This window comes from Streptococcus cuniculipharyngis, from assembly GCF_007859195.1.
Classification (GTDB): Bacteria; Bacillota; Bacilli; order Lactobacillales; family Streptococcaceae; genus Streptococcus; species Streptococcus cuniculipharyngis.
Genome location: NZ_VOHL01000002.1, coordinates 212,442 through 228,153, shown reverse-complemented (window position 1 = coordinate 228,153; position 15,712 = coordinate 212,442). Strand labels below are relative to the sequence as shown.

Here is a 15,712-nt window from a genome sequence, read left to right as displayed (position 1 = left end):
AAATTATCCTTTCAATAATTGTTTTAAATCTTCTGCAGTAATGGTGTTAAGGTCATTGCTATTTGTTTGAGCAATACGTGAAGACATTAAACGAATCAGTTGTTCATTCATATTACGAATCCAGCGACCGTTACTTTGGTCATTGCTTTCCTGATAGGCTTTTTGAATAATTTGGCTATAGTGGTTTTCATCAATAATATAACCTTGTTCTTTAATACCTAGTAAACCGATTTGGCTAATCTCTTGGGCGGTGTAATCTTCAAAGTTAAAGGTATTTGGAATACGACTTGCTAATCCAGGGTTTATTTGTAAGAACTTAGTCATTTCCTTTGAATAACCAGCAAAGATAATAACAATGTCACGTCGATGATCCTCCATAAATTTTAAAATCTCATCAATAGCTTCTCTACCAAAATCGTTTCCGTGGTCTTTGTATAAAGTATAGGCTTCGTCAATGAATAACACTCCTCCCAGGGCATTTTCAAGAACTTTTCTTGTTTTAATGGAAGTTTCACCGATATAGCGACCAACTAGGTCACTTCGGGAAACCTCGATAAACCTTTGTTGCTTGATAATTCCTTTTTGGTAAAGAATTTTGCCGACAAGACGTGCAACAGTGGTTTTTCCTGTGCCAGGATTTCCTAAATATAGGGAATGGAGAGAAAAGTCTGTGTTAGCTTGTCCTTGTTCAAAGCGTTTTTTATTTAATTCTGTTAGGTCAATGAACGTCTTAATTTGATGTTTTACAGTCGAAATACCGATTAGTTGATTTAATTTTGTCCAGGCGTCTTCATCTGGATTAATTCCAGAAAGATATTGATGAATAACTTTATCGATATCAATGTTTTTTATCGTTGCAACATCTGTAGAGTTCTCATTATAGGAACGATTGGCCATGGTTTTTAATAATTGTTCATTAAAATTATGAATCCAATGACTGTTATTATGATTTGGAGTAAACTGGTAGGCACTAGCTACATGTTTATCATAATAATCACTATCTTCTAAAACATATTGTTCTTGTATTAAATGGTTATGACCTATTTGAATAATTTCTTCAGGACTATAATCTTCAAAATCAAAAATATTTGAAATACGTGCTTTTAAATCAGGGTTAGATTTTAGCAATTGTTGCATTTCTTTGGTATGATCAGAAAAGATAATCATGATTTCATCATAATGGTCTTGCATATATTTTAAAATAGTATTGAATGCTTCTTGTCCATAATAGAATTCATGCTTTTTTTTGATTAGGGTATAGGCCTTATCAATGAATAAGATGCCTCCTGTAGCCTGTTCTAAGAGATTTGTTGTCTTTATAATAGTGTTACTAAGCTCTGAGGAAACAAAATCAGATTCTGTTGCTTCAAGGAAGATAAAATCATCACCAGCTAATGCTCCGATTTCAAAGAGCATTTCTCCGAGTAAGCGGGCAACGGTAGTTTTTCCAGTTCCTGAATTTCCCATAAAGATAGCATGAAGGGCTTGCTTTTGAGGAACTAGTCCTTTTTTTACCCTTTTATTATTAAAATCGATCAATCTGAACATTTTGTCAACTTCTTTTTTAACATGACTGAGCCCAACTAGATTTTGTAATTGTTGTCTAGCATTTAGCTGTGGTCTTGTAGTATTTTGAGTTAAAGATTGACTGTTGAGTTTTGATTTAATAAAATCGCTAGATTCATCTGTCTGAAAATGAAGGTCAGCTAGATTACCATTTGGAAAGGTTACGTTTGAGATTTTTGTTAAAGAGTAATTATGAGTTTGGATATTAGGTATATAACTACGATTTAATTCAATACTTTCTAAGATAACACTCGAACTATTTTCTGAGAAAATATCAAAGCATTCCTCATTTTTTCCTAAAAATTGGCAAGTTCCAAAACCTCTAATTAAAGAATGATTACAATAAATTCCTACCTCAATAATAGTATTAGTTAGAGAAACGATACTCTTATAAACGGTAAGGGAAGTGGCTTTAGTATTTTCTACTGTCAGGCAGCAAGATTCTAGCGAAATACTTTCAGGATGTTTTCCTTGTTCCAGGAGACAATTAACTAGCGAAATTTCAGAACGCCTGGCCCAGAGAGCAGGATAATCGTGATTACTTTGTTGATTCCTTAGGGTCACCTGCTCCAGATGGAGGGAGGAGTTATTAGATTGAATCATATTATTATTATCAATGGATAAATCTACTAGACATTCTCTAAGGGTAATATTACTGTCATTGGAAACAATAATAGCTCCAAGATTAGTAGATTTGATTGACCAAACAGAATTGACAGCCTTTACCAAAGGCACATTATTGGATGCGTTAATCCAGGAATGATCTACGATTAGTTGAGAGTTTTGATTAGATGATATTACTATATGACAGTGATTATTTTCAATATGGCAGCAGTTAAGGGTAAGTTCAGATTGTTCAGTGATTATCAAGTTTTCTTTATCTGCATTAGAAGACATCAGGAGATTGGAAATGGTTACTTTGGCACCGTTAGCGATACGTAATTTACCGATAAAAGCACTATGAAAATATGTTGTGTTATCAACTACTGTAGTATTGTGTCCAAGGAGATGAATACTTTTATTAATATTTCGTTGTTGATTCACTGGAATTTCAAATGTAAAATTTTTTTCAAATTCCAAGATATCTCCATCGTTACAAACAGCATAAGCTTCGTCAAAATTCCAGGCATTTTCAGAGTAACCGATTAAATATCTAGCCATAGGATATCTGTCCTTTTCTTTTTATATTTTTTTCCGTTTGTTAAGTCTCATTAGACTTAGTAGACCGAGACCTACTAGTGCCAAGAGATGATTTCCTTTGCTACCGGTGTTTGGTAAGCGTCTCTCCGATAGGGCAGGTTTGCTACTAGGTTTAATCTCGTTTAGAGGGCTAGTTGCGACCATTGTGGCTTGGTTAATCTTATGCACTAGTTTGACATAGTCTTGAGGGTTGGTCTGAACCAAGTGCTTGTTAGGAACCTTGCTAGATTCAATGATGATGTCTTTCCCTGCTGGGATTGACTCGGTTTGGTCAGCTAACTCTGATCTTGATTGATCAGTTTTGACAGTGTCAGTAGGAACCAGGATTGGCTTGGTTTCTTCTTTGGTAGGTGGGGTGGAATCTATCACTGGATTAGTTGGGGAGGTTTCAGGTTTAGTATTGTCCTTAATCACAGGAGGTGTCATGTCTGGCTTAAGCTCCGTTGTTCCAGGAGTTTGAGTACCTTTATTGGTTGGTAATAATGTTGATAAATCAAATGTAGGGTATTTTACAGATTCCGGAGTTCCAGTAGCAAACTCAAACTTAGGAATAGCGATAGTCTCTGGAGTTCCAGTAGCAAACTCAAATTTAGGAATTGAGACAGTCTCCGGAGTTCCAGTAGCAAACTCAAACTTAGGAATTGAGACAGTCTCCGGAGTTCCAGTAGCAAACTCAAACTTAGGAATTGAGACAGTCTCCGGAGTTCCAGTGGTAAACTCAACTGTAGGGATGACGACAGTCTCTGGAGTTCCAGTAGCAAACTCAAATTTAGGAATTGAGACAGTCTCTGGAGTTCCAGTGGCAAACTCAAACTTAGGAATTGAGACAGTCTCCGGAGTTCCAGTAGCAAACTCAAATTTAGGAATTGAGACAGTCTCTGGAGTTCCAGTGGCAAACTCAAACTTAGGAATTGAGACAGTCTCCGGAGTTCCAGTAGCAAACTCAAACTTAGGAATGGAGATAGTCTCCGGAGTTCCAGTAGCAAACTCAAACTTAGGAACAGAGACAGTTTTAGTACCGACGGCGATAATTTGATCAATGGCTTCACGGACAATCTCACTAATGGTGTTGCTAACTAATTGACCGGTTTCTTTGTTGACTAGACTATAGCTGGTGGTCGTACGTTTGAGCCCATTTTTTCCGTCTTGGATGACTTTTGTTTCACCGACTAGTAGGTCAGGGCTGTCCACTTCCTTGGTCGCAAAGGCGATGAGTTCTTCTTCCACTTTTGGTTTTGTTCCAAGGGCAATTTTTCCATCCTTGCGTGGGGTATGTGTGATGGTGACCTGATCAACGACGACAACTTTCTCGCTCTTGGTAGCTGGTTTATCGAGAAGTTTCTGATAGAGTTTATCAAAGTAATCAATGACAGCTTGATTATCAATCGGGCTATACCCCTCTTTGTACCTTTGATGGTCTTCCTCTACGTCGTATATTACTTCATCTTGAGCGATATAGCGAACAGGCTTGTAACCAAAGAGTTTCCAAGCTAGAAACTCACCAAAACCATTTGCAAAGGCTTCTTGTTGGATATCACGATAATGAGGTCTAACAATCCTATCCTTGTAGTAGGTAGTATAGATGTTGGTAAAATTATCGTTAGTTGAAAAACTTCCGACAGACTCGTCAACATAAGATGGTAAACCACTATTAATATCAATAGTGTGGCCTATTTCATGGAGTAGGGTTCGTAAGAGTTTTTTGGGAGTACGTGGAGACTCGTCCGTTGATTTTGTATTTTTTATATTAATAGTGGTAGAAAGGTCAGCTAATCCGGTTGTATTTGGTCTATGGGGGATTAAATCGTTATCGGTGACGAAAAGATTGGGAATATTCTGTCGGATTTGAGGTGGAATTTTATTTAGTTGCTCTTCCAACCATTGGCGTTTTTCCTCTTCCAGGCTTGTTGTACTGTAATCAGTGCTAAAACCACGATAATTAAGCGTATTGTTGTAGCGTTGGGTGATGGCATCAAAAGCTTCATTAGCTTCTTTTTTAGCATTATTAAAGTATTCTAGGTAATGCTCCATTTTTTCAGGGCTGACATCATCCCCTAAAAGTTGTTTGCCACGTTCGATGAGCTCTTTTTCGACTTGGGGAGCAATGGCTTGAAATCTAAGGAAATTTGCCTTAGCGTCTGCATATTGACTCTCAGTGATAATATGGCTGTTATAATAACGCTTGAAGTCATCAGCTGTAGTGCTATTGTCTACAGGGATGAATTTAGTTAGATAGGTAGAGGAAGCCGATTGTATCATGTCTCTTGTTGGTAGGAATGTACCTTGAAGATGAGTCATGTTCTCAATAATGGTATGTTCTTCCCCTGTAATGCTATTTCCTGAGCCATCCCAGTATTCAGTAGGAAAATAATAGGTCCGACCATTAATGGTTTTGGTGAAGAGTCCCCCCTTTGCAGCTTCACGGATAGAAGGATTGGCTTGAATCTGAGCGACTAGCGCGGCATAGGCGTCTAGGTCCTCTGGCAAGGGATAGAAAAGCTTGCTCTCATCAATCACAATGCGGTCGCTAGGTAGTTCCTTACTCTCATCAATGGTATAAACTGTCCCTGGACTGTAGCGGTAAGTTTCGTCTAGAGGCAGGTCGTACCGAGGATTGTTGACAGTCTTATAGGTGGTCGTAGTGGTCTCGATACTGTCTTGCTTTTCAGTGATTATTTCCCTCTCGCCATAGTCCAAGGTCTCGTCTATGACATACTCAGTTGAGGCAGTTTCTAGTACTTTTTCGGTGACGGTCGGTGCTAGTGGGTCTGTGCTTGCTGGACCTGCTTCCTGGTTTTGGTCTGTGCCAAGACTCTGCTCAGTTTCTTCTTGGGGATTTAGTTGCGGCTGATTATCCGCCCCTGTTTCTAAGTTAGGGTTGGGGCTAACCATGCTGGTTTGGTCAGTGGTGACTGTCTCTGTTGATCCAGTATTATTGACTGGGCCCTTATTTATCTCTGTCTCAGGGGTAGATACCTGTGTTAGACCAGGACTAGCCTGATTACTGCTTTCTTCCGCTAAAACAGTCGGAGCGATTAAACTTCCTGCCAAGAGGGCAGAAGTGGCTAAGAATGTTTTTTTCTTAAATGTCATCATAATCCTCTTTCTTTTTCGATGTTTTTCAAGGAAAGTTCCCTGGGGTAATAACTAAGTCATTTAAGAACAGTTAGTTCTTACTGACTTTATCTAAGATTAATCTACCAAACTGATAAGGAAAATCAAGAGGGTCTTAAATTATAGTTTCAATAAAGTCAGAAAAGCCCCTTTTTTTTAAAAAATTGAACTAATTTGAAACTATAGTTTCATCGGGCTAGACAAGATTTCCGAATTATTTTATAATATGTACAGATTAATATATATATATATATATAATGGGAGAAAGTATTTTGGATAAAAAATCATATCATATATTCGGCATAGCCTTTAAAGAGTTGAGAGAGGCACGTGGGTTATCGCTCAAGGCTGCTGCCAGAGATATTGTGACACCCCAGTTTTTGAGTCAGTTTGAAAAGGGACAGAAAAGCATCACTCTAGATAAGTTTTCCCGTCTTTTGATTTCCATCGGGGCAGATTGGGTTGATTTTTTGGATTTTTATCAGGGAGAACGGCTAGATAGTTATTTTTCTATTTGGACAGAGCTGGCTGATTCTGGTGTTCATTTTGAACAGTTTGTTCCGGCAGCTGTAGAAAAGCTTAAAGACTATTATCTTGATAATCCTGAGTATAAAAAGCAAGTTCTCTTTGCCATGGCTAACCTAGCCTCTTATCGTCAAGGGATTGCAGATAAGACCTATCAGACCCAGCTCATTCATCATCTCAAGCGGGTCAATCACTTCAATCTCTTGGAAGTTGATTTATTTAACATGCTCATGCAGGAACTGCCCTTTACCTTGGTTGAAAAGATAGAAGCTTATCATTTGAAAACCTATCGGGAATCAACGGACTATAACTCCCTGACCAATGCCCATAATGGCTTGCTCTTTATTATCGGTTATTACTCGGAAAAAGGCTACTATCATCGAGCAGACCAGCTCATTGCTGAGATTAAAAAAGGGCGTTCCTTTAACACCTTTCGCATGAGTTATGACATGGCCATGCTGGAGCGAGAAGAGGCAGCCCATCTGCTCAGGCAGAATAAAAAGGAAGGTCTGGTTAAGGCAAGGCGGGTGATTGAGTTTTTTAAGCTGATGAAGGCTTTTGACCCGACGAACGAATATTATATTGAGGCTCTCCCTCAATTTATCGCAGCAATCAATAAACTCAACCAGACAGGTGAACTTCTCTTTCCCATTGATGAGAGTTTTTTGGACAGTTAGTTATTCCAAAGTTTAAGGTAACTAAAAAAGAAGAACCAAAGGGTTCTTCTTTTAGGTTTAGAGAGCAGAATCCATTGAAAGGACTTCGTGGAAGACCCGTTGGGTCAATTCTGTTTTTTGTTCCTTGGTGAGGTACTTGGTGTTGACACAGTAACCTGAGATACGCACAATAACATCTTCGCCGTTCATGATTTTCTCATAAACATCGTTGAGGTCCATGACGTTGAGGTTGACGTGCTGGCCACCATTTTCAAAGTAACCGTCAAGGATGGTGACTAGGTTTTTGACCTGCTCGTCACGTGTTTTACCAAGGGCACGCGGAGAGACTTGAGTGGTCAATGAGATACCATCGTTGGCATGTGAGAATTCCAATTTTGAGAGTGAGTTGAGGTTTTGGAGCCAGCCACCACGCGATTTGCTGGTTGGGTTAGCACCTGGTGGGAAGAATTCAACTTGGCTAGTGTTAACACTGCCATCCTCGTTGAGGTAAACCCCACGGTGAACAGGTGAGTTACCTGTTTGTTTTGAGTAGGCAACATTTGATGTGATGGTCAAGAGTGATACTGTTGCTTCGGCATTTTTGTAAAGCTTATGGCTAGCCAAGCGAGTGTAGAAGGCTTCCATGAGCCATTTGGCAATATCATCCACACGGTCATCGTCTTCACCATAACGTGGGAAATCACCGATGGTTTCGTAGTCGTAGATGTAGCCATCTTGGTCACGAATTGGCTTAACGGTTGCGTATTTAATGGCAGATAGGGTGTCAACAGTGTTGGCAAAGCCACAGATACCAAATCCCATGTTGGCCCGTTGATGACTTGGCAGGAAGGCCATTTGAATGGCTTCGTAGTTGTATTTGTCAGTCATGTAGTGGATGATGTTGAGGGCATCCACGTAGGTGTCGGTCAACCAGTCGAGAGATTTTTCAAAGTTTTCTTTGACCTCATCAAAATCAAGAACTTCTGAGGTGATTGGCTCAACCACATTGAAGACTTTGTAGTCCTTATGGACATCATCATAACCACCGTTGAGACCGGTTAAGAGGGTCTTCATGACATTGACACGGGCACCAAAGTATTGAATGTTGTGACGTTTGTCTTCATTCTCTGGATCAAGAGGCGAAACACAGCAAGAGATACAACTCATTTCACCGTAGCCTTCCTTAGCCATGGTTGAGACACCTTCGTACTGGATAGATGAGTGTTTGTGGCTCATGTGCATACAGTAGCGGCGGAAAGCATAAGGGAGTTCACTTGACCAAAGAACAGTCAAGTTAGGTTCTGGCGAGTTACCGATATTGTCCAGGGTATTAAGGAAGCGATAGTCCATTTTGGTCACACGGTGGCGGCCATCATTTCCCATACCAGCCATAGAAGTCGTGATGAAGGTTGGGTCACCAGAATAGAGTTGGTCGTAGGCCTTGGTACGAGCGTATTTTACCGTGCGGAGTTTCATGACAAAATCGTCAACAAACTCTTGGATTTCGGATTCGGTGTAGGTACCTCTTGCCAAGTCACGCTCAGCGTAGATGTCAAGGACGATTGGAACACGACCAAGAGAAGTTGCTGCCCCGTTAATGACACGCGCAGCTGCCATAAAGGCAATATTAGTCCATTGGATAGCTTCCTTGGTATCATAGGCAGGGCGACGCACGTCTAAGCCATAGAGTTCACCAAATTTGATGACTTCTGCAAGGGCTTGGTACTGGAGGTTAATTTCTTCACGAAGACGGATAGTTTCTTCATCAATCTCAGTGAGGGCATTCCAGTCGTTAACCTTTTCTTGCATCAGGTAGTCAGCTCCGTAGAGGGCAAGGCGAGCATAAACCCCGATGATACGGCCACGTGAATAGGCATCTGGTAGGCCAGTTACGGTGTGAGCATGGCGAGCCCGACGGATATTTGAGGTGTAGGCACGGAAAATACCGTCATTAACCGTTGTTGTGTGCTTGGTGTAAATCTCATGCAGGGTTGGGTCTGGCTCATAGCCATTTTCAACCAAGGTTGTTTCAGCCATGCGGATACCACCTTTTGGCATAAAGCTGAGGCGGAAGAGTTCAGAGTTTTGTAAACCAAAAATCAACTCATTGTCCTTGTCAATATAACCAGCAGGAATATCAGCGATAGAAGCGACACGGTCAGTATCCATTGGGAAACGAGTAGCTTCATAGTGGGCCTTGGTTTCTTCTACAATTTTTTTAATGTGCAGTGAGCGAGCAGTTGGGCCCGCAAGGAAGCTTTCGTCACCATCGTAAGGGGTGTAGTTGGCATTGACAAAGCGTGACACACTCGCTTTCTCTTTCCAATCCGTCCCTTTGAAGCCTTCCCAGGCTTTTTCGAAAATATCAGTTGTTGTTTTTACAGTTACCATAAACAAGTCTCCTTTATCGTCTTTATAAGTTTATCTTACCATAAAAGCAAACGGTTACATAACAAAAGCACAAAGATGGCGTAATTTCTTTTATAAAACAGTTGTCAAAGCTGGGCTAACTGTATTATAATGATTAGTTGAATTTAGGAGGTGGCAGATGTTAATTTTTCCCTTGCGACAAGACACATCACGAAAAATTATTCATATTGACATGGATGCCTTTTTTGCTGCCATTGAAGAACGAGATAATCCCAAGCTGAAAGGAAGGCCCGTCATTATCGGAGCAGACCCGCGACTGAGTGGGGGGCGTGGGGTGGTTTCGACCTGTAACTATGAGGCTAGGCAATTTGGCGTTCATTCGGCCATGACCACCAAGGAGGCCTATGAGCGTTGTCCTCAGGCGATTTTTATTTCAGGAAATTATGCCAAGTACCGTCAGGTAGGGCAGCAGGTGCGAGCGATTTTTCATCGCTATACGGATTTGGTTGAACCCATGTCCATTGACGAAGCCTACTTGGATGTCACCAGCAATAAACTGGCAATTAAGTCGGCGGTCAAAATTGCCAAGCTGATTCAGCATGACATTTGGCGGGAGCTTGGTTTGACCTGCTCGGCTGGGGTTTCCTACAATAAATTTTTGGCTAAACTGGCTAGTGACTTTGAAAAGCCACGCGGCCTGACCTTAATTTTACCGGAGCAGGCTCAAGCCTTTTTGAATGGTTTGCCCATTGAGAAATTTCATGGTGTGGGCAAGAAAACGGTGGAAATCTTGCATGAACTGGGGGTCTATACTGGGGAAGATTTGCTAGGCTTGTCAGAGACCGTTTTGATCGATCGTTTTGGTCGTTTTGGTTATGACCTTTATCGAAAGGCTAGGGGAATTAATCATTCGCCAGTAAAGACTAATCGAGAACGCAAGTCTATCGGTAGTGAGCGAACTTATGCCAAGCTCTTGTACCGTGAGGAGGACATCAAGCTGGAATTGAGCAAACATGTCAAACGGGTGGCTAAGAGTTTAGTCAAACGAGATAAGCTCGCTCGGACCTTGGTCTTGAAGGTGCGTTATTCTGATTTTACCACCTTGACCAAGCGGCACAGTTTGGATTTTCCGACTAGAGAAGAGGAGCTGATGGAGCGGGAAGTCTTTGCCATTTTTGAGGAGCTGGCAGACAATCCTTCAGGTATTCGTTTGCTGGGGGTAACGGCGACAGGCTTTGAGGAGACAGGTGATTTGATTTTATTGGATATATAGGAAAAGAGCAGGCTCTCAGGGGCTTGCTCTTTTGTGGATAAGTGTCAGGACTTGTTGAAAAATGCTTCGATATCAGCTTTAGTTAAGCCAATCATGGGGTCAATCCTTGACCAATTATCTTCTGTCAGGCGGTAGTTATCCCTTGTTTCTAGACTTGGGGTAGAGTTTTCCCCAGAAATTGGGTCATTTCCCACAGGCTTATCCACATCTTGTGGATAAGTTTTACTTTCGGTGGGGATAAGCTCTGGCAGAAAGCGTTCTTTGAGGTAGGTTTTTCGCTGGGTACCTTCCTGTTTGACAGCATAGTCAAAGGCCGTCCACTCACCCAGTAGAACCAGCTTACTCTTAGCTCGGGTGATGGCGGTATAGATGAGATTACGCTGGAGCATGCGGCCACTTTGGCTGGTCAGGGGTAGGATAATGACAGGAAATTCACTGCCTTGTGACTTGTGGATACTCATGGCGTAGGCTAAGGTGATTTTGTGCCAATCCTTGCGGGGGTAGCTGGTTTCAATACCGTCAAAATCAAGGAGGATTTCATCTTGTTTGCTTTCGGTATATTTGGCGGGAATGAGATCAGTGATGTAGCCAATATCCCCGTTAAAGACGTTGAGCTCGGCATCATTAACCAAGTGGAGAACCTTATCGCCCTTACGGAAAGCTTGGTCGTTGACGTTAAACTCCAACTGGTCTCTTAGGGGATTGAGCAAGTCTTGCAGGAGTTTGTTGAGGTTGGTAATGCCGGCTAGCCCACGATACATGGGGGCTAGAATTTGGATATCTTGGGGGGCTAGCCCACTGTTGAGGGCAGCTTGGACGATTTTTTCCACCATTTGCGGAATATGCTGGGCCTGAGCTTCAAAATAAGAGCGGTCAGGTTTTTTCTCCGTAAAATCATGGGGTAGCTGCCCCTCACGCATTTGGCTGGCCAGGGTGACGATGGTGGATTGGTCAGATTGGCGGAAGATTTTCTCTAGTCTAGCCTGAGGAATGTCTGCGATGGCTAGCAGGTCTGCCAAAACCTGCCCCGGTCCAACAGAAGGGAGTTGGTCGCTGTCACCGACGATAATGACCTGACTATGGGAGGCGATGGCAGCCAGTAATTGATGGGCTAACCAAGTATCAACCATGGAAAATTCATCAACAATAATCAAGTCACCATCTAAATAGTCGTCCAAGGCCTGATAATCGCTATCGTCAGAGGTTAGCCCTAGGTGACGATGGATGGTGGCACTGGGTAAGCCAGTCAGTTCATTCATGCGACGAGCCGCTCGGCCAGTAGGGGCAGCCAGAATAATTGGCAGGTCTTTTTTCTTAGTGTCTATCTGGTGAATTCGGCTATAAATGTCAATAATACCTTTGATGATGGTGGTTTTCCCCGTTCCTGGTCCACCGGTTAGGATAAAGACCTTTTGGCTGAGGGCTTGACAGATGGCGGTTTTTTGTTCTTGGTCATAGGTGATTCCTAGCTGTTTTTCTGTTTTTTCAATTTCTTCATTTAAGCGGTGCTGGTCAAGCACTTGTTCAAGGGAATTGTCCAAAATACGCCGGAGATTTTTTTGAATACCGGCCTCGGCATGAAAAAGGCTATTCTCAAAAATCTTGGTGTCACTGTGCTGCACCTTGCCATCAGCAATTAGCTGGCTCAATTCTTGGGCCACGAGGGAGGGATCGATTTCTAAGGAACGGGATTCTTCCAATAATGACAGGCTTTGCTCGAGAAGGTCGCGGGCTTCAACATAGGTGTCTCCCCTATCCCAAGATAGTTTCGTCAAAGAATGGATCAGGGCAGCTCGAAAGCGTTGGGGCGAGTCACTACTGATGCCTAGTTGCTCAGCTAACTGATCGGCTACGGTAAAGCCGATGCCTTTGATATCTTCAACTAGTTGGTAGGGATTTTCCTTAATGACGTCTAAGGCTTCTTCCTTATAATAGTCAAAAATAGTTAGAGAAACCCGATGATTTAGGCCGTACGTAGCCAGTCTAGCTAGGATTTGTTCGGTGCCATAATTAAGTTTGAGCTTGGCCAGGAACTTTTCACGGGTCAGGGCAGATAATCCCTTAATTTTTTTGAGCTGGTTGGGGTCCTCTAAGATTTGGTCAATGGCATTGTCTCCATAGAGGTCAACGATTTTTTTCGCTGTTTTTTTACCAATTCCGGAAAATTGTGGGCTAGAAAAGTAGTTGATAAGGCCAGATGCTGAAGGCCTTGCTTTTTCATAGCGGCTGACCTGAAGTTGTTCCCCGTATTTGGGATGTCTGGTCAGATTCCCCCAAAAGGTATAATCTTGCCCCTCAATGATATCAGCCATGGTGCCTGTGACGATAATGTCCACATCCTCAAAGTCACTATCGGTTTCGTCAATATTGAGCAGGACAATCTTAAAATAATTGCTGGCATTTTCGAAAATGACCCGTTCAACAGTGCCAAGAAAGTAGTATTCCATAAATGTTCCTCGCTTGCTTATCCTGTAAAAAAAGAGTGGAAGACCAATAGCCTTCGACTCATCTGTATTATTTAACCTTGCCAATGGCTGAAAATGGCCAAAAGCGGAAACTAACCTCGCCGACAATTTGCTGCCTGCTAAAGGTGCCGACTGCCCGACTATCCTTGGAGACGAGGCGATCATCACCTAGGAGATAGTATTGGTTTTCTGGGACCTTGACGGTAAAGTTAGGGCTGCCACTACTATCGGTCGTGAAGGCACTGGCCTGGCTAGCCAGTTGCTGGAAGAAAGAATTGTAGGCATAGGTGGCCTGAAGTTTATCTTGCTTAAAGGCAGTTTGATAAGTTTGGAGATAATCCTCTTTAACCTCCTTGCCATTGATGGTTAATTGGTCATTGTTATAACTGATGGTGTCTCCGGGCATGCCGATGACCCGTTTGACGATGCTCTTATCCCCTTCCTTGGCGACAACAATATCAAAGCGGTCAATAGGGGTGACCTTTAAGACAAAGAGCCTTTGCCCATCTTGGAGTGTTGGATCCATGGAGTGGCCTTCAACTTTAACATTGACCCAGACAAAAATCCAGGAGAGGAAGAAAAGGCTGAGAAAGAGGGTAAAAAATCCCCATTCTTTGAGAAAGTATTTGACTGTTTTCATAGTAATCCTTTATGTTTGAGTAGCTTTTGGGCTTTTTGGGTATTGGCAAAATGCAATTTGGCGGTCATTTCTAGTCCGGCTAGGCCTTTTTGGGCGAGAATGTGGCTTGCCACCTGGTCGGATTTTGCTCCTGCCCCGCTAGGTAGTTGGAAACCGATAGCTTGTCCCAGTTGGTCGAGGTTATCCAAGAAAAGTTGTCGTGCTAAAATAGAGCTAACGGCAACGGCTAAGTATTTTCCTTCGGCTTTTTCTTCCAAGGTAACGGCCTGCTTAACCTGATTTTTTTCTTGTTTCAAGTAATGTTGGTAATTTTTTACTGATGTAAAGGCGTCAATAACAATTTTTTCTGGATCAAACCCTTTTTGCAGTAAGAGAAAGATAGCCTGATTATGGAGGGCCACCTTGACGGAAACGGCATTATAAGGTTTATTGGGTCCAACTAGCTGGTTATATTTGCTCGGTTCCAGCAGGAGGGCCTGATGGGGAAGCTTCTGCTTCAAGATAGGGGCAATTTGGCGAATTTTGTCATCTGAAAGTTGTTTCGAATCGTCAACTCCTAATTGTCGGAGCAGGGGGAAATCTTCAGACCTTAGGTAGGTGGCAACAACAGCAATGCCACCAAAATAGGAACCGTTGCCGACCTCATCCGTTCCAATCATGGATAGAAGGGGTCCTACCTTAGCATCTGTGACGGGTTTGACGGTTTTCTGATAGCCAAAAGTTTGGGCGACAACCTCAGCCTGGCTACCTTGAAAAACGATTTTCCCTGAGGTATAGAGCTGGACGAGGACTCCCTGGTACTTGGCAGCAAAGGTCACATAAGGGTTTTTACTGGTAACTTGATAGGGGGTCAAACGCTCCTTGAGTTGGTCTGTCTGGCCTTCTCCCATGGTCATAACAACTGTGTTCATACCCTTTATTATATCATATTTTCGGCACATTTCCTTCTCTATCTCATCATTTTGTGGATTCTATTTTACGAAAGATTATTTTTACGCTATAATGTAAGGGAGGTATAAAAATGAGTAATAACCGATATAAGTTTAGATTTGGTCAAAAACCATTGACCCTAACAACCGATAAGGATAACCTCTTTATGGAGGAGGTTGAACGTTTAGCCAAAGAAAAATATGAGGCGATCAAGGAACATCTTCCTCAGGCTGATGATGAAACCGTCGCTATTTTAATGGCGATTAATTGCTTGTCCACCCAGCTAGTACGTGAACAGGAGTTTGACAAGGAACGCCAGGAATGGGAAAAATGGGTGGCCGGTGAGGTTTCAGGAAAGAATAAGGCAAAACCAAAGGGAGGCAAGGCATGATTAGTCTAATATTGCTACTAGTGTTTGCTTGGGCATTTTATATTGGCTATTCTCGCGGGCTCTTGTTACAGGCTTATTATGCAATGGCGAGTTTATTATCTCTAGGAATTGCTGGTGCCTTGTACCGGTCCGTGTCACCATCCTTGACCTTGTGGGTGCCCTATTCAAACCCGAGTGAAGATGCGGTGGTTAAATTTTTTACCCATGTCAATATCTTTGAGTTGAGTCAGGTTTATTATGCGGGTGTGGCATTCTTTTTGGTTTATATCCTGGCCTATTTGTTTTTCCGATTGTTAGGAATTTTTGTCCATTTGGTTAACCTCAATCGCTTTGACAGTAGGTGGGGAGGTTTGCTAGCCGGTGCTTTGTCTGTTCTTGTGACTGCACTCGGTTTTAGCATGGTGTTTACCATCTTGGCAACCGTGCCCTTGACAACTTTACAGAATCACCTGTATGATAGTTTTTTAGTGAGAATTTTGGTGGATTTTCTTCCTATATTCTCAAGTATTTGGATGGGGTGAGACCTGTTTTGGAGAGGAAACTGATAACTGGTCAGTCTCCTCTCTTTTTCTTTTTTAGAGA

Annotated in this window: 10 protein-coding genes; 4 read left to right on the top strand and 6 right to left on the bottom strand. The window is 42.2% G+C overall.

Going from position 1 to position 15,712, the window contains the following annotated elements; all coding sequences use genetic code 11:
• Positions 1–3: 3 nt before the first annotated feature.
• Positions 4–2,727, bottom strand: a complete 2,724-nt coding sequence (locus FRX57_RS04555) for an AAA family ATPase (RefSeq protein WP_146567158.1) — start codon at positions 2,725–2,727, stop codon at positions 4–6.
• 21 nt (positions 2,728–2,748) lie between these two features.
• Positions 2,749–5,862, bottom strand: coding sequence for a G5 domain-containing protein (locus FRX57_RS04550; protein ID WP_146567156.1), 3,114 nt, complete (start codon positions 5,860–5,862; stop codon positions 2,749–2,751).
• Positions 5,863–6,152: 290 nt separating this feature from the next.
• On the opposite strand from FRX57_RS04550, the gene FRX57_RS04545 reads away from it, so the two are divergent.
• Positions 6,153–7,082, top strand: coding sequence for a helix-turn-helix domain-containing protein (locus FRX57_RS04545; RefSeq protein ID WP_186600825.1), 930 nt, complete (start codon positions 6,153–6,155; stop codon positions 7,080–7,082).
• Between the two features lie 57 nt (positions 7,083–7,139).
• On the opposite strand, the gene pflB is transcribed toward FRX57_RS04545, so the two are convergent.
• The gene (gene pflB, locus FRX57_RS04540) at positions 7,140–9,452 is read right to left on the bottom strand and encodes a formate C-acetyltransferase (protein WP_146567152.1); all 2,313 of its coding nucleotides are present in this window, start codon (positions 9,450–9,452) and stop codon (positions 7,140–7,142) included.
• A 157-nt stretch (positions 9,453–9,609) separates the two neighbouring features.
• On the opposite strand from pflB, the gene dinB reads away from it, so the two are divergent.
• The gene (gene dinB / locus FRX57_RS04535; RefSeq protein WP_146567150.1) at positions 9,610–10,704 is read left to right on the top strand and encodes a DNA polymerase IV; all 1,095 of its coding nucleotides are present in this window, start codon (positions 9,610–9,612) and stop codon (positions 10,702–10,704) included.
• A gap of 44 nt (positions 10,705–10,748) precedes the next feature.
• Here dinB and recD2 read toward each other — a convergent pair whose 3' ends face one another.
• The 3 genes from recD2 to rnhC form a co-directional block, all read right to left on the bottom strand.
• Entirely contained in the window at positions 10,749–13,151 is a 2,403-nt protein-coding gene (gene recD2, locus FRX57_RS04530; protein ID WP_146567148.1) for an SF1B family DNA helicase RecD2, read from the bottom strand.
• A 67-nt stretch (positions 13,152–13,218) separates the two neighbouring features.
• Positions 13,219–13,809 (bottom strand): signal peptidase I, encoded by a 591-nt coding sequence (gene lepB / locus FRX57_RS04525; protein ID WP_146567145.1) that lies wholly within the window; start codon positions 13,807–13,809, stop codon positions 13,219–13,221.
• A complete protein-coding gene (gene rnhC / locus FRX57_RS04520; protein WP_146567143.1) occupies positions 13,806–14,720 on the bottom strand; it encodes a ribonuclease HIII in 915 nt (304 codons plus the stop codon). The genes lepB and rnhC overlap by 4 nt, the downstream gene beginning before the upstream one ends.
• 110 nt (positions 14,721–14,830) lie before the next feature.
• On the opposite strand from rnhC, the gene FRX57_RS04515 reads away from it, so the two are divergent.
• Together FRX57_RS04515 and FRX57_RS04510 are read left to right on the top strand one after the other, a co-directional pair.
• Positions 14,831–15,130, top strand: a complete 300-nt coding sequence (locus FRX57_RS04515; RefSeq protein ID WP_146567141.1) for a cell division protein ZapA — start codon at positions 14,831–14,833, stop codon at positions 15,128–15,130.
• Positions 15,127–15,651: a CvpA family protein gene (locus tag FRX57_RS04510; RefSeq protein WP_146567138.1), complete on the top strand. Its 525-nt coding sequence runs from the start codon at positions 15,127–15,129 to the stop codon at positions 15,649–15,651. Before FRX57_RS04515 ends, FRX57_RS04510 begins: the two co-directional genes overlap by 4 nt.
• Positions 15,652–15,712: the final 61 nt, after the last annotated feature.